Origin of the sequence: Rhizobium bangladeshense, from assembly GCF_017357245.1 — a bacterium.
Lineage (GTDB): Bacteria > Pseudomonadota > Alphaproteobacteria > Rhizobiales > Rhizobiaceae > Rhizobium > Rhizobium bangladeshense.
Map to the genome: position 1 here is coordinate 179,400 of NZ_CP071614.1, position 20,626 is coordinate 200,025.

21 protein-coding genes are annotated in these 20,626 nt (G+C 61.8%); 10 read left to right on the forward strand and 11 right to left on the reverse strand.

Translation table 11 applies throughout. The features are described from left to right. Positions 1-99 precede the first annotated feature (99 nt). The 5 genes from J2J98_RS24700 to J2J98_RS24720 form a co-directional block, all read right to left on the reverse strand. Positions 100-819, reverse strand: a complete 720-nt coding sequence (locus J2J98_RS24700) for a hypothetical protein (protein WP_207603748.1) — start codon at positions 817-819, stop codon at positions 100-102. Further along, the gene (locus tag J2J98_RS24705) at positions 816-1,244 is read right to left on the reverse strand and encodes a GlcG/HbpS family heme-binding protein (RefSeq protein WP_207603749.1); all 429 of its coding nucleotides are present in this window, start codon (positions 1,242-1,244) and stop codon (positions 816-818) included. The genes J2J98_RS24700 and J2J98_RS24705 overlap by 4 nt, the downstream gene beginning before the upstream one ends. A gap of 2 nt (positions 1,245-1,246) precedes the next feature. Next, positions 1,247-1,966, reverse strand: a complete 720-nt coding sequence (locus J2J98_RS24710) for a hypothetical protein (RefSeq protein WP_207603750.1) — start codon at positions 1,964-1,966, stop codon at positions 1,247-1,249. A 24-nt stretch (positions 1,967-1,990) separates the two neighbouring features. Beyond that, positions 1,991-2,821 (reverse strand): alpha/beta fold hydrolase, encoded by an 831-nt coding sequence (locus J2J98_RS24715; protein WP_207603751.1) that lies wholly within the window; start codon positions 2,819-2,821, stop codon positions 1,991-1,993. A 131-nt stretch (positions 2,822-2,952) separates the two neighbouring features. Next, positions 2,953-3,936 (reverse strand): MDR family oxidoreductase, encoded by a 984-nt coding sequence (locus J2J98_RS24720; protein WP_207603752.1) that lies wholly within the window; start codon positions 3,934-3,936, stop codon positions 2,953-2,955. Positions 3,937-4,056: 120 nt separating this feature from the next. Here J2J98_RS24720 and J2J98_RS24725 point away from each other — a divergent pair, with 120 nt between their 5' ends. Further along, positions 4,057-4,458 (forward strand): winged helix-turn-helix transcriptional regulator, encoded by a 402-nt coding sequence (locus J2J98_RS24725; RefSeq protein ID WP_092751161.1) that lies wholly within the window; start codon positions 4,057-4,059, stop codon positions 4,456-4,458. A gap of 200 nt (positions 4,459-4,658) precedes the next feature. On the opposite strand, the gene J2J98_RS24730 is transcribed toward J2J98_RS24725, so the two are convergent. Continuing rightward, positions 4,659-5,417: an IclR family transcriptional regulator gene (locus J2J98_RS24730; RefSeq protein WP_207603753.1), complete on the reverse strand. Its 759-nt coding sequence runs from the start codon at positions 5,415-5,417 to the stop codon at positions 4,659-4,661. Between the two features lie 131 nt (positions 5,418-5,548). On the opposite strand from J2J98_RS24730, the gene J2J98_RS24735 reads away from it, so the two are divergent. From J2J98_RS24735 to pcaF, 3 genes are read left to right on the forward strand one after another with little or no spacing between them, the layout of a single operon-like run. Continuing rightward, on the forward strand, positions 5,549-6,256 hold the full coding sequence (locus J2J98_RS24735; protein WP_138395729.1) for a 3-oxoacid CoA-transferase subunit A: 708 nt from the start codon (positions 5,549-5,551) through the stop codon (positions 6,254-6,256). Further along, positions 6,253-6,942 carry a CoA transferase subunit B gene (locus tag J2J98_RS24740; RefSeq protein WP_138395728.1) on the forward strand — a complete coding sequence of 230 codons (690 nt, stop codon included), beginning with the start codon at positions 6,253-6,255 and terminating at the stop codon, positions 6,940-6,942. The genes J2J98_RS24735 and J2J98_RS24740 overlap by 4 nt, the downstream gene beginning before the upstream one ends. A 10-nt stretch (positions 6,943-6,952) precedes the next feature. Beyond that, the gene (gene pcaF / locus J2J98_RS24745; protein WP_138395727.1) at positions 6,953-8,158 is read left to right on the forward strand and encodes a 3-oxoadipyl-CoA thiolase; all 1,206 of its coding nucleotides are present in this window, start codon (positions 6,953-6,955) and stop codon (positions 8,156-8,158) included. A gap of 59 nt (positions 8,159-8,217) precedes the next feature. Here the strand turns inward: pcaF and J2J98_RS24750 are convergent, their stop codons facing one another. Beyond that, the gene (locus J2J98_RS24750; protein WP_246569456.1) at positions 8,218-9,201 is read right to left on the reverse strand and encodes a transglutaminase-like domain-containing protein; all 984 of its coding nucleotides are present in this window, start codon (positions 9,199-9,201) and stop codon (positions 8,218-8,220) included. A 217-nt stretch (positions 9,202-9,418) separates the two neighbouring features. On the opposite strand from J2J98_RS24750, the gene J2J98_RS24755 reads away from it, so the two are divergent. The 5 genes from J2J98_RS24755 to J2J98_RS24775 all read left to right on the forward strand — a co-directional run bounded on the left by J2J98_RS24755 (position 9,419) and on the right by J2J98_RS24775 (position 15,672). After that, a complete protein-coding gene (locus J2J98_RS24755; protein ID WP_138395725.1) occupies positions 9,419-9,901 on the forward strand; it encodes a GNAT family N-acetyltransferase in 483 nt (160 codons plus the stop codon). A 135-nt stretch (positions 9,902-10,036) separates the two neighbouring features. Continuing rightward, a complete protein-coding gene (locus tag J2J98_RS24760; protein ID WP_207603754.1) occupies positions 10,037-11,251 on the forward strand; it encodes an MFS transporter in 1,215 nt (404 codons plus the stop codon). 318 nt (positions 11,252-11,569) lie between these two features. Further along, the gene (locus J2J98_RS24765; protein WP_207603755.1) at positions 11,570-12,364 is read left to right on the forward strand and encodes an SDR family NAD(P)-dependent oxidoreductase; all 795 of its coding nucleotides are present in this window, start codon (positions 11,570-11,572) and stop codon (positions 12,362-12,364) included. 101 nt (positions 12,365-12,465) lie between these two features. Next, positions 12,466-14,622 carry a glycogen debranching protein GlgX gene (gene glgX, locus J2J98_RS24770; protein ID WP_207603756.1) on the forward strand — a complete coding sequence of 719 codons (2,157 nt, stop codon included), beginning with the start codon at positions 12,466-12,468 and terminating at the stop codon, positions 14,620-14,622. 15 nt (positions 14,623-14,637) lie between these two features. Continuing rightward, positions 14,638-15,672: a DNA topoisomerase IB gene (locus J2J98_RS24775; protein ID WP_064707226.1), complete on the forward strand. Its 1,035-nt coding sequence runs from the start codon at positions 14,638-14,640 to the stop codon at positions 15,670-15,672. On the opposite strand, the gene J2J98_RS24780 is transcribed toward J2J98_RS24775, so the two are convergent. The 3 genes from J2J98_RS24780 to J2J98_RS24790 are packed head-to-tail and all read right to left on the reverse strand — an operon-like array spanning position 15,645 to position 17,031. Further along, the gene (locus tag J2J98_RS24780; RefSeq protein WP_207603757.1) at positions 15,645-16,370 is read right to left on the reverse strand and encodes a glutathione S-transferase; all 726 of its coding nucleotides are present in this window, start codon (positions 16,368-16,370) and stop codon (positions 15,645-15,647) included. The genes J2J98_RS24775 and J2J98_RS24780 overlap by 28 nt on opposite strands. A 2-nt stretch (positions 16,371-16,372) precedes the next feature. Beyond that, entirely contained in the window at positions 16,373-16,663 is a 291-nt protein-coding gene (locus J2J98_RS24785) for a DUF3175 domain-containing protein (protein WP_207603758.1), read from the reverse strand. A 53-nt stretch (positions 16,664-16,716) separates the two neighbouring features. After that, positions 16,717-17,031: a hypothetical protein gene (locus tag J2J98_RS24790; RefSeq protein ID WP_064707223.1), complete on the reverse strand. Its 315-nt coding sequence runs from the start codon at positions 17,029-17,031 to the stop codon at positions 16,717-16,719. Positions 17,032-17,206: 175 nt separating this feature from the next. Between J2J98_RS24790 and J2J98_RS24795 the strand changes: the two genes are divergently transcribed. After that, entirely contained in the window at positions 17,207-17,596 is a 390-nt protein-coding gene (locus J2J98_RS24795) for a hypothetical protein (protein ID WP_207603759.1), read from the forward strand. Positions 17,597-17,610: 14 nt separating this feature from the next. On the opposite strand, the gene J2J98_RS24800 is transcribed toward J2J98_RS24795, so the two are convergent. After that, the gene (locus J2J98_RS24800) at positions 17,611-20,337 is read right to left on the reverse strand and encodes a hybrid sensor histidine kinase/response regulator (protein WP_207603760.1); all 2,727 of its coding nucleotides are present in this window, start codon (positions 20,335-20,337) and stop codon (positions 17,611-17,613) included. Positions 20,338-20,626 lie beyond the last annotated feature (289 nt).

Genomic DNA, 20,626 nt, shown 5'->3' on the forward strand with positions numbered 1-20,626 from the left:
CGGCTGACCACCCGACGGACCCGGTCCTTGTAGAAGATGCTGGTGCGTCCCTGAGATGATCGCACCGATGCCTCGGCTAGGTTGCGGCAGAGAAGCGCTTCATTCGAAGCGGAAGTCGGAAAGGTCGACCGATACGATCAGCGGCGCTGCCAGAGGTGTATTGTTCGAGCCGCGCGGGAAGATGCGCATCCTTGATGGGAGAGAAATTCCGTCGATCTCGACGTAATCGGTGAGATAGCGTGCAGCGGCATTGCGACCTTGGATGTCCACTTCATAGTAATGCCGGACCAAAAGCCCCTCGGGATTGAAGTAGAACGTCTGTGCCCTGCTATGGGTGGCGATATCGTCCGGGAAGCAGACGTGCAGACGGCGCCAGGTCTCTCCGTTTTCCTGCCAGGGCTCGATCTCATCAGAGACGACACCCGGCCGCTTCAGGATGAAGGGTGAGGTCAAATAGGTCCACATTGTGTAACCGGCAAAGTATGCCACTTGTGGATTGCTCCAGTGGGTTTCCATTTCATAACCTTCGAAGGAACTCCGTGGATCGACGAGTTCTTCGACGACGGCCCCGTCAGGAGTCCCTATCGCCACACGGCTCGGTGTGAACACGGAATGGTTCATGGTCGGGGCAAAGGGCCAATGCGAAACGCGTTCGTCCCTGAGGTCCACGCGAACATGACAATCTTCCAGGACCGTGGGCTTGCCTTTTAGGCCCCAGAGAATGCCCCCCTGATGCAGCTTCGCCGTCAGCGATGAAAAGGCGTTGAAACGGTCGAAGCCGCCGTGCGCCCGAGTGGCAAGATCGACGAGATTGGTCATGATATCTTCCTGTCTGTTCTGTCCTTGAATGCTGCCACGGCGGCTTCTGCGATCGCGACATCCTGTTCGATGCGGCCACCGCTAATGCCGACAGCCCCGATGATGCTCTCTCCCGATCGCACCGGAAGTCCGCCGCCGAGAATGACGTATTTGCCGCCGGCCACATTGTTCACGGCGAAGAGAGGCTCTCCAGGCTGGATCATCGGGACGAAGGTTGCTGACGGCGCCTGGAAGGCGCGCGCTGTGTGCGCTTTTCCAACTGCGAGGTCGAAGCCTCCTGGCCATGCATCATCCATCCGCGCGGCGGCGATGAGATTGCCGCCCTGGTCGAGGACGGCAATGGTCGCCTTGACGCCAATTTCCCTGGCGCAAGTTTCAGCGGCGGCGATCATGTGTCGCGCGGCGCTTAGTTCAAGAAGCGTCATGTCTAACGGAGCTCAATGTCGGAGATGTCGATGGAGACGACCAGGGGTTCGGCAAGGCTGCTGCCATCCGGCTGGCGTGGATAGATGCGGCGTTCGGTGGGGAACCTGATGCCCTGCACCTCGACGTAGCCGCCGATGTAATGCGCTCCCGGCGTGTCGCCCGCGATTTCGACGTCGTAGTCGTGCCGCTTCAGAAGACCTGCCTCGTCTACATAGAGCGTTTGGACCGCGCTATGAGTGGCGACCGCGTGCGGAAACGTCACCTTCAGCCGATGCCATGTCTCGCCTTTCTCTTGCCAGTCGCCAGCCTCTTCGCTGACGACGCCGGGTGCGGCGAGCAGGAAGGGGATGTTGAAATAGGTCCACATGGCAATGCCTGCGAAATATGCGAGCTGCGGTTCCGACCACGGGGTCTCCAGCTTATGACCTGCGAAGGAGCTGCGCGGATCGGAAAGATCCTCCAGAACCTTGCCGGACGAATCCTTGAGTGTAACGCGACCCGGTTCGAAGCGGCTGCTCTTGCCCTCCGGTCCGAACGGCGCATGGGAGGCCCATTCCTCACCAAGGCCGACGGTGACATTGGTCTCGTCGAGCTTGCCGCCGTGACCCTTCAGTCCCCAGAGAGCACCGCCTTGGCTCAGGTGAGCGCGCAGGGTGGAAAACTTCTTCCAGGTCTCGAGACCGCCATGAGCGTCGATGATCTTCTTTGCGAGAGCATTCATTATGGTTTCCTTTCAATTCGATTGTCACCTGTCGAGGAAGGTCTTCACATGCGCGACGAAGGTTTGCGCATATTGGAAGAGGGCGCCGTGTCCGGAATCCGGGTAGATGATCAGGGTGGCGTCGCTCATCGCCTTGAACATCTCGTAGGCATTGACCGATGGAAACATCGTGTCATCGCTGCCATGGACGATAAGCGTCGGCTGTTTGATCGCCTTCAGCAACCCGTGATCGGGATCCTGTTCAGCACACCATGCGATGATCGATCTCGCCTGCGGCTCGCTTATGGCTTCGCCGCTGTCGGGATCGCGGTCCTGCGTTCTGGCCAGCGCTCGGTTGACGAACGCCTCACCTGCGAGCTGGCTCTTCTTCGACGACGTGAAAAACAGCGGTAGCCGGACATCTCGTGCGTTCTTGGCGAGAGCGCCCTCGACGACCTGCAGAAGATGCTCTTCGCCGCCTCTGGGCGCGCTTCCCGCGACGATCATCTTGCGCACCTTTAACGTGGCGCGCGACGCCATGATCTGGGCGAGAAATCCGCCGAGCGAGAAGCCCAGAAGATCGACCTCGTCGAAGCCCAGAGCTCTTATGAAAGTCTCGGCATCGGCCGCCTGCTGCCCGACATTGTCCGGGACAGTGCCGGAGGAAGCGCCAACACCAGCGTTGTCGAACACGATAATGTTCCGGTCGGTCGCCAACCCGTTGACGACTGCCGGGTCCCAGGAATCAATCGTCCCCGTAAAGTGTTGCAGCAAAATGAGCGGCGTTCCGGTATCCGGGCCGAGACGGCGATAGGCGAAGCGAATTCCGCCTGTTTCGAGATATTCCGTTGGTGCAGTTTCCAGGGAAACAGCCATTTCACTTCCTTTCAGCGTGGAGGATTGGTAGCGGCCGGTGATAGCGCCGCCGGGGATGGGCTCTGCGCCATGGCAGGGCGAGGCTCCTGCATGTCGTCTCGGAGGAATGGTGCCGGCCCCTCATCGGTCGGCTATCGGCTGACATCGACCAGGGTTCGCCCGCGGACATGGCCTGCCAGCATCTGGCTTACCACCTCGGGCACATCGGCGAGGCCAACCTCGGACACGGTCGAGGCAAGCTTCCCGAGATCGAGATCGGTGGCAAGGCGCTGCCACGCCCGCTCGCGAACGGCTCGAGGGGCGTATACTGAATCGATGCCTGCCAGCATTACCCCACGAAGGATGAAGGGAAGCACGCTCGCCGGAAGATCCCTGCCGCCGACAAAGCCACAGGTCGTGACAACGCCCGCATAGGCTGTCTGTGCCAGGATGTTTGCCAGCGAGCGCCCACCCACTGCATCGATCGCCCCGGCCCAGCGCTCCGTTGAAATCGGGGGTCCCCCGGCGGAGAGTGTCGACCTGTCGATCAATGAAGTTGCTCCGAGTCCCTTCAGGTAAGGCGCCTCGCTCGGCTTGCCGGTAGAGGCGACCACGCGGTAGCCGAGCTTCGAAAGGAGCGCGATGGCAATCGAACCTACGCCACCGGAGGCACCGGTAACCAAAATATCGCCACGCGCAGGCGAGATGCCGCCATGCTCAAGCGCAAGCACGCTTAGCATCGCGGTGAACCCGGCGGTCCCGATCGCCATCGCATCGCGCGTCGAAATCGATTGCGGCAACTTCACGAGCCAGTCGCCGGGAACTCGTGCCCTCTGGGAGAACCCGCCGTGATGCGTCTGGCCGAGGCCCCACCCGGTCGCGACGACCTTGTCGCCGGGTGAATAGCGCGGATCCAGAGAAGTTACGACCGTTCCGGCGAAGTCGATACCGGTTATGAGCGGAAAGGTTTTGATGATGTCATGGCCGGCCAGCGCAATGGCGTCCTTGTAGTTCACCGTCGACCACTCGACAGCGACCGAGACCTCGTCCTCGGTCAGGAATTCATCCGAAACCGTCTCTACGGTGGCAGTCATGATATCACCGCTCTGCCTTGCGACAATTGCTTGAAAAGACACTCCGCGCTTCCTCGCTCGTGGACACGGTGCCATTTAAGCCGATCTGGAAGTCGTTGAAAGAATGCACAATTACAGCCTATACTATCATGGATGTAAGTAAGGCGCTGAGAGGCAGCTGAGATGAGACCGAAGCGTTTGGAGCCCAAGAGCGGCTGTGCTGCTGAATTGACGATGTCGGTGATCGGCGGACTTTGGAAGCCCACAATCCTCGTCAACTTGCTCATGGGCAAGAAGCGGTTCATGGAACTGTGCCGCCTGATACCGGACGCCACGCATCGGGTGTTGACGCTGCAACTGCGTGAGCTCGAAGCCGACGGATTGGTGACACGCCGCGTCTTTGCGGAGGTTCCGCCGCGTGTGGAGTACGAGGCGACCGAGCTGGCAAGATCGGTCGCACCAATTCTGGCGAGTCTGCGCGACTGGGGAAACGCATTCCGAGACAATCAGCAGAGGCTCCCCGAACTTGAACCCTATTGCCCGGCAGAAGAGTTGGAGGCGGCGACCGCCTCGGCAGCAAGCTGACCCGGAAAGGCTCCCGGCTTTTCGGATTTCGATATGGGAGCCTCAAGCCGCTCAGACGGAAGACTGATCGAGGACCTCCACCGAATGAAGTGTTGGGGCCGAGTCTCACGCAGCTCCTATCGGTCGACCGAACAGAGGCCGACCTTCTGCACGCATTCCAAGGCAAAACCGCTGCGCAATTTTGCGGAGACTGCTTGCCGTCAGCGGCGCAGCAGCGGCCGCAAGGCCGCCTGCGTTTCCTTCAGCAGCGGCAGATAGCGCTCCTTCATCTCGGCCGCCGACACGAGGGCGGCCGGGGCGCCGATATTGATCGCCGCGATCGTCTCGCCACGGTCGTTTTCGACAGGCACGGCGATCGAGCAGAGGCCGATTTCCAGCTCCTGATCGATGATGGCGTAGCCCTCGGCGCGCACCCGGCGGAATTCTTCGATCAGTTCGTCCGGATCGGTCTTGGTATTGGGTGTGTTCTGCATCAGCTCGCTCCTGGCGAGGATGGCGCGCGCCTCGCTCTCTGAAAGGGCTGATAGCAGCACCCGTCCCATCGAGGCGCAATAGGCGGGCAGGCGGCTGCCGGGGGTGAGATTGATCGACATGACGCGGCGCTGCGCGGCGCGGGCGATATAGACGATCTCGGTGCCGTCGAGCACCGAGGCCGAGGCGCTCTGGCCGGCCCTTTCCGAGAGAAGATCGAGATGCGGCTGCAACAGCGCCGGCAGCGGCGTTGCGGCAAGATAGGCATGGCCAAGCCGCAGGATCTTCGGCGTCAGCGTGAAGAACTTGCCGTCATAATCGGCATAACCGAGCTCGGCGAGCGTCAGCAGCGAACGGCGCACGGTGGCGCGGTCGAGCCCCGTCAGCTTCGCGGCCTCGGCGATCGACAGCCGCTGCCGTGTCTCGCCGAAGGCTTCGATGACTTTCAGGCCGCGGGCAAAGCCGCTGACGAAATCGGTTTCGCGCATGGGTACGATCCTCCACTCTATGTACCAGTTTGTGCGATATATGAACAAAAGTCAAATAACGCACAAACTATCTTGCCGCTGCGTCTGTAACATTTTATTTCTGATGCAGAGGGCAGGCTGAGGAGATCCCCATGGACAAGACAATCGGCAGCACGGCGGAGGCCGTTTCCGAGATCGGCGACGGTGCGACCGTGATGATCGGCGGTTTCGGCGGCTCCGGCGCGCCGATCGAGCTGATCCACGCCCTGATCGACAAGGCGCCCAAAGACTTGACTGTCATCAACAACAATGCCGGCAACGGCCGCATCGGCATCGCCGCAATGATTGATGCCGGCCTGGTCCGGAAAATGATCTGCTCGTTTCCGCGCTCCTCGGATCCACGCGCTTTCACCGACAAATATCTCGCCGGCGAAATCGAACTCGAGCTGGTGCCGCAGGGCACGCTCGCCGAACGCATCCGCGCCGGCGGCGCCGGCATCCCGGCTTTTTACACCCCGACCGGCTACGGCACCGAACTTGCCGAGGGCAAGGTCATCGCCGAATTCGACGGCCGCCATTATGTGCAGGAGCGCTGGCTGAAGGCCGACTTCGCGATCGTGAAGGCTCGGGTCGGCGACGTCCACGGCAACCTGACCTACAACAAGGCCGGCCGCAACTTCAATCCGCTGATGTGCATGGCCGCGGCCAAGACCATCGCCCAGGTCTCCTCCATCGTGCCGGCCGGCGGCATCGATCCCGAGCATGTGGTGACGCCGGGCATCTTCGTCGATCGCGTCGTCGCCGTCCCCGATCCGCAGCAGGAAGAAGAGCTCATTCGAGCCGGAGTAGCCTACGCATGACCATCGATATCAGGGACGACATCAAGCTTTCCAATGCGCAGATCGCCTGGCGCGCCGCTCAGGACATCGCCGACGGCGCCTATGTCAATCTCGGTATCGGCTTTCCCGAAATGGTCGCCCGCTATCAGCCGCCCGGCCGCCAGGCGATCTTCCACACCGAAAACGGCATCCTCAATTTCGGCGAGCCGCCAGTTGAAGGTGAAGAGGACTGGGACCTGATCAACGCCGGCAAGAAGGCGGTGACGCTGAAGCCGGGTGCGGCCTTCTTCCACCACGCCGACAGCTTCGCCATGGTGCGCGGCGGTCATCTCGACGTCGCGATCCTCGGCGCCTATCAGGTCGCGGAGAATGGCGATCTCGCCAACTGGCGGGTCGGCAGCAAGGGCGTGCCGGCGGTCGGCGGCGCCATGGACCTGGTGCATGGCGCCAAGCAGGTCTGCGTCATCACCGAGCATGTCACCAAGACCGGCGAGCCGAAGCTGGTGGAGAGATGCACCTTCCCGCTGACCGGCGTCGCCTGCATCACCCGCGTCTATACGAGCCATGCCGTCATCGACATCGTCGAGGGGCGTTTCGTGCTGCGCGAGAAGCTCGCCGCCATGTCTCTGGAGGAATTGCAGGCGATGACCGGGGCGCGACTGAACGTCGATGGGCCGGTGGCCGATCTCGTCGTTCCGAAACTCTAAAGGGAAAGCCATGACCGAAGCCTTTATCTGCGACTATATCAGGACGCCGATCGGCCGCTTTGCCGGTTCGCTCTCGCAGGTGCGCGCCGACGATCTCGGCGCCATCCCGCTGAAGGCGCTGATGGCGCGCAACGGCGCCGTCGACTGGGAAGCCGTCGACGACGTGATCTTCGGCTGCGCCAACCAGGCGGGCGAGGACAACCGCAACGTCGCGCGCATGTCGGCCCTGCTCGCCGGCCTGCCGATCGCGGTGCCGGGCACGACGATCAACCGGCTCTGCGGCTCCGGCATGGATGCGGTGATCACGGCGGCGCGCACCATCCGCGCCGACGAGGCCGAGCTGATGATCGCGGGCGGCGTCGAAAGCATGTCGCGCGCGCCTTTTGTCATGCCGAAGGCCGAGACGGCCTTTTCGCGGGCTGCCGAAATCCACGACACGACGATCGGCTGGCGCTTCGTCAATCCTCTGATGAAGAAGCAATATGGCGTCGATTCCATGCCGGAGACCGGCGAGAACGTCGCCGAGGATTACAAGGTCAGCCGCGAGGACCAGGACGCCTTTGCGGTTCGCAGCCAGGCGAAGGCAGCGGCCGCCCAGGCGAGCGGACGGCTGGCGAAGGAGATCACCCCGGTGACCATCCCGCAGCGCAGGGGCGATCCGGTTGTCGTCGACCGGGATGAGCATCCACGCGCGACGACGATCGAGGCTCTGGCGAAACTTGGCACGCCCTTCAAGCAGGAAGGGGGCACGGTGACGGCGGGTAATGCCTCCGGCGTCAATGACGGGGCGGCGGCGCTGATCGTCGCCTCGGAAGCGGCGGCGCGAAAATATGACCTGACGCCGATCGCCCGCATCCTCGGCGGCGCGGCAGCCGCCGTTCCGCCACGGGTGATGGGCGTCGGTCCGATCCCGGCTTCGCGCAAGCTGATGGCCAGGCTCGGCATGACCCAGGAGCAGTTCGATGTGATCGAACTCAACGAGGCCTTTGCCAGCCAGGGACTGGCGGTGCTGCGCGAACTCGGCATCGCCGACGACGATCAGCGGGTGAACCGCAATGGCGGCGCGATCGCGCTCGGCCATCCCTTGGGCATGTCGGGCGCCCGCATCACCGGCACGGCGGCACTGGAGCTTGCCGAAACCGGCGGCCGCTATTCGCTGTCGACCATGTGCATCGGTGTCGGGCAGGGGATTGCGATCGCGCTCGAGAGGGTTTGAGCGCAAACTGAACGCCAAATATTGAGAGGCGCCGCATCTCCGGATGAAGGTGTCGCGCCTCAGCCCTCCAACGCGCTTTCCTGACGCCGTCGCAGCGAGTTGAAGACGGTTTGGGGAAGCCGTAGTTTGTTATCCTCGGAGAAACGCCGGCTCAACGCGTCGAAATCTGCATCTGGATCGGCCGTAATCAAAGCGACCTCGTCAAAGAAATCCAGTTCGGAATGCGAAAGCGTCGCATTCAATGCTGGTTGTGCTCCCCAAACATCCCAAGGCAGGACTTCGCGACCGCTGAGAGTGGCGAGATCTCGGATCAGGTTACCGGCGATGAACCACAGACCACGAAGCTTCTCAAATTCGACGCCGAACAGATTTGGATCGAGTTCTCCGCTGCGGCATCTGCGCCAGGCCTCGGAAGCGGTCAGGAATTGGGCACGCGGCACGTCATGGATGTCGAAACCAATTCCGAGCTTGCGGATGAAAACCTCGTCGAGCTGGCTGTCCAGCAGGGCCCAGCGCCCATCAGCCGCTTTCCAGTACTCACATACCCAATGATCCTCGAACTTGCCCGGATTGAAGTAGGTGGCGAAGCCTCCGCGGCCACGGGCGGGAATTCCGTGCTGCCGAAGGATTGCGACGGACAGCAACATGTAATGGCGGCAGATTCCGACCAGACGCTTCTCGGGCAGCCGGGCGACGGAGAGCGGACGGTCGTCGAGCACCAGCAACGCATCAAGCATCTTCTCCATCGGCCGGATGTGGCTTTCGCCGCGCCGCGCTTCGGGAACCTTGTAACCATAGAATGGTTCTGCGGCGTGCTCATAGATCAGCAAAGCCTGCGCCGTGCGGGCAACGCCGGCCGGATCGGACGGCAGTATATCGAGGAGCGCAGAATGGCGGCCGGGCGCGCTAAAGGCAGAATGCCCTGCATAATGTTCATACTTACAACGCTGCGCGCCGTCATTGCCCGCGCAAAGGGCGGAAAGGGTCTTGGCGTTCATGATAAACCTCCTGTGGGTGGACTGCCAGTACGCCTGTTCTGCCATGGGGTCTGAAGGGGTGCTTGATCCTGGTTGCTGACATTTGCGCCGTATTCGCCCTCTCCGCTCTCCATCTCAGGCCGCATCGCCGGCACAATGGCACTGAGCTTGTGCAGACCGCGCGCTGTCGGCAGGGTGCATCGTAACCAGCACTTTATAACTGGCCGCGATCTCTGCGCGCGCGCAACGTTGCGTGCCGCGATCTACTTCGATAAAAACCCGCATGCTGATCCGACCAGCAAACAACGATGACCGAAGCGCGATCTGGGGGATCATCGGTCCGACGATCCGCGCCGGCGAGACCTATGCGCTCGACCGCGACCTCTCCGAAGCCGATGCGCTCGCCTACTGGATGGGCGCAGACCGCGAGACCTTCGTCGCGGAAGTGGATGGCATTATCCTCGGCACCTATTACATCAAGGCCAATCAGGCGGGCGGCGGGCGCCACGTCTGCAATTGCGGCTACATGACCGATCCCGCCGCCAGCGGCCGCGGTGTCGCCCGCCGCATGCATGAACATTCGCTCGAACATGCGCGCTTGCGGGGTTTTCAAGCCATGCAGTTCAATTTCGTCGTCAGCAGCAATCGCCGCGCCGTCGCGCTGTGGCAATCCCTCGGCTTCGAAATCGTCGGCCGGCTGCCCGGCGTCTTCCTTCATCCGACCGAGGGCTATGTTGACGCCCTGGTGATGTTCCGCACTCTCTAAACGGCACGGTGGTAAAAAGATGTGAGGGCGCTGTCGAAATCGCAGCGGTTCAAACGTCTTTAATCGCAAGGCGCGGAAAAGCAGCGATCTGCTGCACGCGTCGCGATCACTCTGTCGGCATGGAGGTATGAAGCCATGAGTGTTTCCTATCGTTGGGTCATCGTCGCAGTCGGCGCCCTGATGTCGTGCGTCGCCATCGGCGCAATGTTCTCGCTGGCGATTTTCCAGGAGCCGATCGCCACCGCCACCGGCTGGTCGCATGTCGGGATTGCCAGCGCCATGACGCTGAATTTCATCGTCATGGGCGTCGGCGGCTTCCTCTGGGGTGCGGCAAGCGACCGTTTCGGCCCGCGCCTCGTCGTGCTGGTAGGGTCCGTGCTGCTCGGCCTGGCGCTGGTGCTCGCCAGCCGAGCCGGGACGCTCATCGAATTCCAGCTGACCTACGGCATTCTGGTCGGACTGGCCGCCAGCGCCTTCTTCGCGCCGATGATCGCGGCGACCACCGCATGGTTCGACGTGAACCGTGGTCTTGCCGTGTCGCTCGTCTCCGCCGGCATGGGGGTGGCGCCGATGACGATCTCGCCTTTCGCGCGCTGGCTGATCTCGGCCTACGAATGGCGGCCGGCCATGTTGATCATCGGCATCGCCACCTGGGTGCTGCTGGTGCCGGCCGCCCTGCTGGTCAGGCGCCCGCCTGCCGAGAGCGTCGATGCCGGCGCCGAGTTTGCCGCGGAAGGCGCCCCGCCACAGCTGTTGAAAGTCTTCCGGTCGCCGCAATTCATCGTCCTCGGCCTGACCTTCTTTGCCTGCTGTGCGGCCCATTCCGGCCCGATCTTCCACATGGTGAATTATGCGACGATCTGCGGCGTCGCCCCGATGGCAGCCGTCAGCATCTACAGCGTCGAAGGCCTGGCAGGGCTGGGCGGCCGGCTGCTCTATGGCAGCCTCGCCGACAGGCTCGGCGTGAAGCCGGTCCTAGTCACCGGCCTGCTGGTGCAGGCGGGCGCACTCGCGACCTATCTCTTCGTCAGCGAGTTGACCGAATTCTATGCGCTCGCCATCGTCTTCGGCAGCGCCTATGGCGGCGTGATGCCGCTCTATGCGGTGCTGGCGCGGGAATATTTCGGCCAGCGCATCATCGGCACCGTCCTGGGGGCGGCGACGATGCTCTCCAGCCTCGGCATGGCTTTCGGCCCTCTGATCGGCGGCTGGATCTTCGACACTTTCGCCAATTATTCCTGGCTGTTCATCGGCTCTGCCATCGTCGGTCTCGGGGCGGCGGCAATTGCGCTCGCTTTCCCGCCTCTTGCCCGCCGGCAGCAGGAGGCGGTCTTGGGCGTGTCTTCTTGAGGAGTTGGAGATAGGTGAGGTCAGCCTAAGAAACCCCTCCTCACGAGGGTCCCACAAGGGGGAGGGGCTAGCGTGCTGCGTCAACGTCCCTTCACCGTTTCATCTGCAGAAAGCCTGCTTCTTGGCACTATACAGTGTGCCAAGTTAGCCTCGCCCTCTCGTGGGAAGGGGTCTGGGTAGGTCCGAGCCGGCCGGCTGTGGCATCCCCGCTTTGCAGTTCTCCCGCTTTCGTGCATTGCCCGTGGCTGATTTCGCCTGATAGACTTCCCCCGTCTGTTTCATCACCTATGTCATTGGTTTTCGGGAGGCTGTCTGGCCATGGCAGAACTTGCTCAATTGCTCGCATCCATCAAACTGCCGGATCTTTCCGGCAAAGCCGTGCTGATCACCGGCGCATCGACCGGGATCGGCGCGGCCGTTGCCCGCGCCTTTGCGGCTCAAGGGGTCAAGGTCGGGGTGCATTGCAATGCCAGCCGCGAACCGGCGGAGAGGCTCGCTGAGGAAATTCGCGCTGCTGGCGGCACGGTGCATCTGATCCAGGGCGACGTGTCGAGGGAAGGGGAGACCGACCGCGTCGTCGAGGAGACGGCCAAGACCTTCGGCCATCTCGACGGGCTCATCAACAATGCCGGCGGCATGCTGGGACGCAAGCCGACCTCGGAATATACCGACGCGCATTATGCTGCGGTCATGGACCTCAATGCCCGCTCGGTGCTCGCAGCCACGCGCGCGGCCCATCCCTGGCTGAAAAAACAGGGCGGCTTCATCATCAACACGACCTCGATCGCGGCCCGCAACGGCGGCGGCAACGGCGCGATCCTTTATGCGGCGTCCAAGGGCTTCGTCTCGACCATTACGCGTGGCCATGCCAAGGAATTCGTTGCCGACAGGATCCGCGTCAATGCCGTGGCGCCGGGCGTCATCGCCACACCTTTCCACGAGCGTTATACGGATGACGATCAGATGGAGCTGCAGCGCAGGTCGATCCCGATGGGTTTCGTCGGCACCTCGGAGGATTGCGTCGGCGCCTATCTCTTCCTCGCTTCGCCGACGCTCTCGGGCTATATCACCGGGCAGATCATCGAGGTCAATGGCGGACAGCTGATGCCATAAACGCCTCCGCCCGGCGCGCCGCGCCTCTTCCTTTTCCTTGGGGAGGGAACTTTCAAACCATCTTCACGTTTCCCGCTTGGTCTTTCATCTAGCGGGGCGCCATGAGCTTTTCATTTTCGGAACTCGACTTCCTCAAGCCGGAGCTGGGGGCGGAGTATACGGGTTCCGGCACTCATTTCGCCGTCTTCTCGGCTCATGCGGAACAGATCGAGCTCTGCCTGTTTTCACCCGACGGAAAGGATGAGATCGCCCGATTGCCCTTGCCCAAGCGCGAAGGCGACATCTGGTCGGGCTATATTGCCGGCATCGGACCCGGCACCGTATACGGCTATCGCGCCCATGGCCCATATGATCCCGGCGCCGGCCACCGTTTCAATCCTAACAAGCTGCTGCTCGACCCCTATGCCAAGCAGGTGACGGGTGAATTGCGGTGGCATGATGCGCTGTTCGGCTATCGGATCGGTGAGGATGATCTTTCCTTCGACGACCGTGACAGCGCGCCTTTCATGGTCAAGGGCATAGTGCAGGATCCCGACTTCGACTGGGCGGGTGAAGAGGCGATCCGCCGGCCTTGGCCCGATACCATCATCTACGAGGCGCATGTGCGCGGCCTGACGATGACGCATCCAAAAGTGCCCGACCGGCTGCGCGGGACTTTTCTAGGCATGTGCAGCGATCCGATCATCGACCATCTCGTCAAGCTTGGCATTTCGGCGATCGAGCTCCTGCCGATCCAGTATTTCCTCGACGACCGTTATCTCGTCGAAAAGAAGCTAAGGAATTATTGGGGCTATCAGACGCTCGGCTTCTTCGCGCCGCAGGCGCGCTACCTCTCGAGTGACAAGATCACCGAGATCAAGACCATGGTGAAGCGGTTCCATGCCGCCGGCATTGAGGTCATCATGGACGTGGTCTACAACCATACGGCCGAAGGCAGCGAGAAGGGGCCGACGCTGTCTTTCCGCGGGCTCGACAATGCGAGCTACTATATCCTCTCTCCCGACGATCCCCGCCACACTTTCGATACCACAGGCACCGGCAACACGCTGAACGTAGCCAATCCGATGGTGATGCGCATGGTGCTCGACAGCCTGCGCTACTGGGTGGGCGTCATGCATATCGACGGCTTCCGCTTCGATCTCGCCAGCACGCTCGGCCGCCAGGATCTGGAATTCGACCGTCAGGGCCTGTTCTTCGGCGCGATCCGTCAGGATCCGATCCTTGCCGGCGTCAAGCTGATCGCCGAACCCTGGGATATCGGCGATGGCGGCTATCAGGTCGGCGGCTTCCCGCACCCTTTCCGCGAGTGGAACGACAAGTTCCGCGACGACGTGCGCCGCTTCTGGAAGGGCGACAATGGCATGGTGTCGGAGCTCGCGGCCCGCATCACCGGTTCGGCGCCGCAATTCAATCACTCCGATCGGGGAGCGACCTCCTCGATCAACCTTCTGTCGGCCCATGACGGCTTCACGCTGATGGATACGGTTTCCTTCGACGGCAAGCACAACGAGGCGAATGGCGAGGATAACCGGGATGGCCATTCGGACAATCATTCCGACAATATGGGCGCCGAGGGCGCGACCGATAATGCCGACATCAATGCGGCGCGGGCGCGGCGCCGGCGCAACATGATGGCGACGCTGATGCTTTCGCAGGGCGTGCCGATGATCCTGGCTGGCGACGAGCTCGGCAACAGCCAGGGCGGCAACAACAATGCCTATTGCCAGGATAACGAGATCGGCTGGACGGGCTGGGACGGTCTCGACGATCCCTTCCTCGATTTCTGCCGGCAGGCAGTCGCTTTCCGGAAGGCCCATCCGGTCCTGCGCCAGGAGCGATTCCTGACCGGCGAAACCAGCGAAGACGGGCGCATCGAGATCGCCTGGTACAAGCCGGACGGCAGTTTCATGGACGACGGGGCCTGGAATGACGATGGGTTGCAGGTGCTTGGCGTCTACGTTTCGAAGAGCGCGCACGCGCTCGATACCGAGAAGATGGACGATCTCTTCCTCGTCTTCAACGCCGGCGGTGATTGCGAAGTTCATCTGCCTGAGGTGAATGGACTGACGCAGTGGTCACGGGTTCTCGACACCGGGGCGGAGACCGGCGCCTTCAAGGTGCACGATCAGGAAAATCCCGTCATGGTCTACACGCAGAGCCTGGCCGTCTTCGCACCGACAGGCCAGACCCAACCGCCGGAAGGGGCGACCAAGGCCCAGCGCCGCAGGTGGTTTCAGTTCGGCCGCCGCGGCAAATAGCAGGTCGCCAACAGCATGAATGCCGACGCCATCACCGAACTTGGCCTGATCTATGTCAGCGATACCGAACCGGGCATCCGCAGGCGAAGGAAAGGCAAGGGCTTCAGCTATGTGATGCCGGACGGAACGACGCTTTCCGATGAGGTGCAGCGGGCGCGCATCGGCGCGCTCGGCCTGCCGCCGGCCTACGAGAACGTCTGGATCTGTCTCTACGAGAACGGTCATCTGCAGGCGACCGGCATCGATGCGCGCGGGCGCAAACAATACCGCTATCACAAGGACTGGCAATCCTTCCGCAGTGCCGGGAAGTTCTACCAGCTGATCGAATTCGGTCAGGCACTGCCGAAGATCCGCCGCGCCGTCTTGCGCCATCTCGACACCGGTGCTGAGGATGTCAACGGCGTGCTGGCGGCTTTGACGACGCTGCTCGATGAGGCGCATCTGCGCGTCGGGAACCAGGCTTATGTCAGGGAGAACGGCACCTATGGGGCGACGACCCTGCTGAAACGGCATCTGAAGATCGTCGACGGGCGGATCGAGCTCAAATTCCGCGCCAAGGGCGGCAAGCGCGTCCAGCGAAGCCTCAAGCATCCCAGGCTGCAGAAAATCCTCGAAGAGATTTCCGACCTGCCCGGCCGCCAGCTCTTCGTCTGGAAGGATGAAAGCGGCGCGCTGAAACCGGTCGATTCCGGCCGGCTGAATGCCTATTTGGCCGAAATATCGGGCATTCCGATCTCCGCCAAGACGTTCCGCACCTGGGCTGGATCGCTGGCAGCCTTCGGTGCGGCCCGCGAAAGGATCGTCAGCGGCGGCCGCCCGACTGTGAAGGAGATGTCGGAAGCTGCGGCCGAGGCGCTGCACAATACGCCTGCGATCTCACGCTCGAGCTATATCCATCCGGCAATCATCGCTCTGGCCGGCAATGATCATCCTTTGATCGAAGGCGGCAACGAGCCGCTGCGGGGGCTGCGGGCCGAAGAAAACAGGCTGCTTGATTTCCTCATACGCGAGACCGAGGGACCTCATCTCGCGGCGTCTAGATCCGGGTAATGCCTGAAAATCCCCTCCTCATTGAAGGCGAGGCGGCGAGGAGAGGCGAGATAGCGGGCGATGTTCGGGCGCTTGGCCACCGAATCATGCAGGGCAAGGAGAGCAGGGTATTCCGCCATGCTGTTCGCCATGGCATTCGGAAAGGCGTAGGTGAGGCCCTCGATTACCTGAAAGAGCGAGAGGTCGACATAGGTGAGCGCATTGCCGACCATATGTTCGGTCCCTTTCGTATTGCGCGTCAGCACACGTTCGAAATAACCGAGGAATTTTGGAATGCGGTCCCGGATGAAGGCGGCCGAGCGGGCTTTGGCTTCCTGCTTCTGGTCTTCGTAATAAAGCGAGACGTCGATCGGGTGGTGCGTATCGTGCACTTCGGCCACGAAGTCGGTGATGGTGAGCTGCAGGCAGTTGGCGACATAGCGGAGGCTTTCGTCCTCTGGCGCGAGGCTGAGCTTCGGCCCGAGGTAAAACAGGATATTGGCGACATGCGAGATTAGGAGGTCGCCGTCCTTCAGGAAGGGCGGAGCGAAGGGGATGTGCGGCTCGGCTTCGCTCTTCATGATCTCGAGCATGGCGCCTGTTCCCCGCCCGGGCTGACGCGTGACGTCGATATAGTCGGCGCCGGCTTCTTCCAGCGCCAAGCGCACAAATTCACCGCGGCCTTGAATGCCGTCCCAATAATAAAGCTCATATGCCATGCTCAACGCCTCGGTTGACGACCGAAGTCTTTTCGCAGTTCGTCCTTGGCTTTTTCAAGGGTGCCGCGCCGCTTTTTCGACAGCTGCTCGCCGGCGCGGTTGATGTAGAAGGTCAGCATCGACATGGCAGCGCGAAACGGGCTCGACTTGCGGCGATCGCTCTCTTCGGCGGAACGCTTGATCGACCGGGCGATCTTTTTCGGATCGTCCGATTTGAATACGCCTTCCTTCAGGTCCATCGCGTCGCTGCGTTCAGTAACGTCCTGCGACCATTTCTTCTTCGATTTGGCCATATCGGAAATCCCCTTGCCGCATCAGGCTGGCGATCCGCTGATGCCTGCCGATCCTAATGATGGCTGTGGTGCTCGTTACGCTTTCGTGTCGCGGCCGCCTTCTTGGCGGAAGCGGACCGTTCCTCCTTCGAGCGTGCCGCGGACGCAGCGCCGCCGGCCTTGCCGCCCTTTTTGGAAGATTCATGCGTATCTTTCTTGCCGCGGCCGGAACCGGATTTGTTGCCGCCGCCGCTTTCCTTGTTGACCGTCGCCCAGGCACGCCTTTCGGCTTCCTTCTCAGAGACGCCGCGCTCCTCGTAGCTTTCCTCGATGTGCTCGGCCTTGCGCTTCTGCTTGTCGGTATAGTCGGATTTGTCTCCTCGCGGCATCTTCGCCTCCTGTCATTTGCAAAGCGATCGAACGCGGTTTGTAAAAGAATCCAACCGGTGCGAAGTCCAAAAGTTCCCTGAGGATCATTGTCCCGGATTTCGGAACAAGAGCCCGTTTTGTCAGGTTTTCGCTGCGAAAGTCTGCATAAGCTGCATACAGCAAGGAGCCGAGGACATGGAAAAACACATCGTCAAAGCCGATGGAAACGGCGCGATCGACGTGAACGGCCAGGTATCGCCGGTCACCTATACCGTCAGCTTCAAGGAAGGGAGGGGACACTCCTACGAGGTCGATATCCGCCTGATGGCGCCTCGCGACTGGCTGCTGCAGAGGGGCTTCAAGAGGGATGCGGTGCTTGTCAGCCAGAGCGGCGCCCGCATTCCCGTCTATCACGATGGCGGCAGTCATCACGATGGCGGCAGTCATCACCATGATGTCGATCATCACGGCGGTCGTCTCGATACCTCCGACGCGATCTCGATTGAATTGACGGCGCGCGACGACAGCTGCACCAGCGAGGGCGACCTGATGCGCAAATATCCCGAGTTTGACGCCGCGGTTTAGAGTGGTTCAGCTTTTCACGGAAACTGCTGCTGGATGGCGGTCTTGACCGCTCTGTCGAGCGCAGCGCTATTATATGGTTTCGTCAGCAGCACTGAGCCGGAGAAGCGATCGGCGTCGGGCAGGTCGCTATCGCTGGTGGCGAAGACGAGACCGATGGATGGGAAAGCCTCCCGAGCCCTGGCGGCAAAGGCCGACCCTGACATGCCGGGCAGGCCGACATCCACGACGATGACGTCGACGATCGTGTGACCGAGGATGTCCACGCCGAGTTCGCCGCTATCGGCCTCGATAACGTCATAACCCAGATCCTGCAGGATCTCTGCTGTATCCATGCGAATGAAGGCGTCATCTTCCACGAGCAGCAGCTTCAGCTTTCTGCCTGTTCCTGGTAGCTTCGCATTAGAATGCGTTGCATTCCACACCGGTACATTGGCGTCCGCCTGGTCGCGTTGCGGCCGGTTGGCCAGCACCTGGCGGATCTTGCGGGCGAGTTCCTCGCGCGTATAGGGCTTGGAGAGCAGCTCCAGGCCCGGATCGAGCCTGCCGCCATGGACGATCGAGTTTTCCGTATAACCCGAGGTGTAGAGCACGGCGATGTCGGGCAGGCGCTGTCGTGCCATGCGAGCAAGCTCCGGGCTTCGCAAGGGTCCGGGCATGACGACGTCGGTAAAGAGCAGGTCGATATGCGCGCCGCTCTCGATGACGGTGAGGGCGCTTTGCGCATCCTTCGCCTTCAGTACGTAATAGCCGAGATCCGAGAGCATCTCGATGACCGTGGCGCGAACGCCCTCGTCGTCCTCGGCGACAAGGATGGTTTCAGTCCCACCGGTTGCCGGCGCGGCGTCGGCGGCCGTGGCGCGATCCTCGCTGCGGAACGAGCGGGCGAGGTAGAGTTTGACGGTCGTACCTTCGCCGATCTCGCTATAGATCTTCACGTGACCGCCGGACTGCTTGACGAAGCCGTAAACCATAGACAGGCCGAGACCGGTGCCTTTGCCTTCCGGTTTCGTGGAGAAGAATGGCTCGAAAGCCTGCTCCATCACCTCCTGCGTCATGCCGGAACCTGTATCGGTGACGGCGAGCACGACATATTGGCCGGCCTTCACCTCGGGATGGGTGCGGCTGTAGGAATCATCGAGGAAGGCGTTGCCGACCTCGATCGTCAGCTTGCCGACGCCATCCATTGCGTCGCGCGAGTTGATCGCGAGGTTGAGCAGGGCGTTCTCGATCTGGGCTGGATCGGCGAAGGTGTTCCAGAGGCCGCCTGAAACGATCGTCTCGACTTCAATTTCCTCGCCGAGCGCGCGACGCAGCATATCATCCATTCCTGTGACAAGGCGGCCGATGTTGACGACCTTCGGTTCCAGCGGCTGGCGGCGGCCGAATGCAAGCAGCTGGCTTGCCAGCCGCGAGCCGCGTTCGACGGCGGCCAGTGCATTCGAAATGCGCTCCTTGGCCCGGCTGTTCTCCGCCACGTCTTTACCGAGAAGCTGCAGATTGCCGGAGATCACCTGCAGCAAATTGTTGAAGTCATGAGCAACGCCGCCCGTGAGCTTGCCGATCGATTCCATCTTCTGCGACTGCTGGAGCGCCGCTTCGGCCTGCTGGCGGTCGGCAATCTCGGCCGCGACCCGGACCTCAAGCATTTCGTTGAGTTTGCGCAGCTGATCTTCCATGTGACGGCGCTGGTCGATTTCGATTTTGGCGGCACGGAAGAGCCGGATATTGTCGATCGCGACAGCCGATTGGCCGGCGAGGCTCACGAGGCTTGCCTCCGCTGCCTGGGAAAACCGGCCGGGCTGGCAATGGCCGAAGAACAAGCCGCCGATGACGCTGCCGTCGCGCGATTTCACCGGCACGGCAAGGTAGCTCCTGACCGGCAGATGCCCGTTCGGCATGCCGGAATGCGGGGGATTCTGGCCGTAGCGCGGGTCGAGCAGGATATCGTCGGAGCGCACGATGCCTTGGCCGCTGAAGGTCGGCTCAAAAACTTTGGTATTTCGTGGCATCGGGAATTTCTCGAAGTTTTTACGGTCGACGCCGGAGAGCGCGTAAAGCATATAGCTGCCGCCCTCGCCATCATCGACATTGTAGAAGAAAGCGCCGAATTCGGCGCCTGTCAGCGTCACGCCGGCATCGACGACAATCTGGGTCAGACGTTCGACATCAGGCTCGACAGTGATAGCGGCGCCGGCCCGGTTCACGACTGCAAGCGCATCCGATTTGGCGCGCAGTTCTTCCAGCGCCAGCTTCTCGCCCCGTTTGGCCGCCACCTGGTCGGTGACGTCGAGGGTTGCGCAGAGTATGCCGGCGATGGTGCCGTCATCGTCGCGCAGCGGCGTATACGAGAAGGTGAACCAGGTATCCTCGGTGCGGCCGTCGCGACGCATCGGGATGAGCAGCTCTTTGAAGAGCTGCGGCCTGCCTTGGAGCGTGCTGGCCACGATCGGCGAGAATTGCTCCCAGATATCCGCCCAAACCTCGCGGAAGGGTCTTCCCAATGCGGCAGGATGCCGGTCAGGGAAAACAGGCACGTAGGCATCATTGTAGAGAAAGGCGAGATCCGGACCCCAGGCAACGAATTTCGGCTGGCGCGAGTTCAATACCATCTCGGCGATAGGCTTGAGAGAAGCTGGCCAGCTTTCGACCGGTCCGAGACCGACGGCGTCAAAGGCCGGATGCCGCAACAATTCGCCGATTTCGCCGCCGCCTCTTGGCCAGCCGTTGCCGACGCTTCTCATTCGAAACCGCTTCCCTGTCGCCCGCCGCGCGGTATGAGCGGCAGCAAATCAATGTTCTACAGCATCCTTTGCGCCTCCGAATAGATGGCGCCGCCGCCGTAGGGGTTCAGTTCGTCCAACGTCAACATAGAGGCTTGCGATGGCAGGGAAAGGGTTCGGCCGTAATATCGTTGTCGCCCACACGTTCTAGCCTAACGTGGGCACCGGCTTCCTTTTTGCGACGCTGCGAAGGCGCGGCCGATGTCGCATGCTGAATAGATCGCGTCCAAGCGCCCAGAGCCACTTTCGG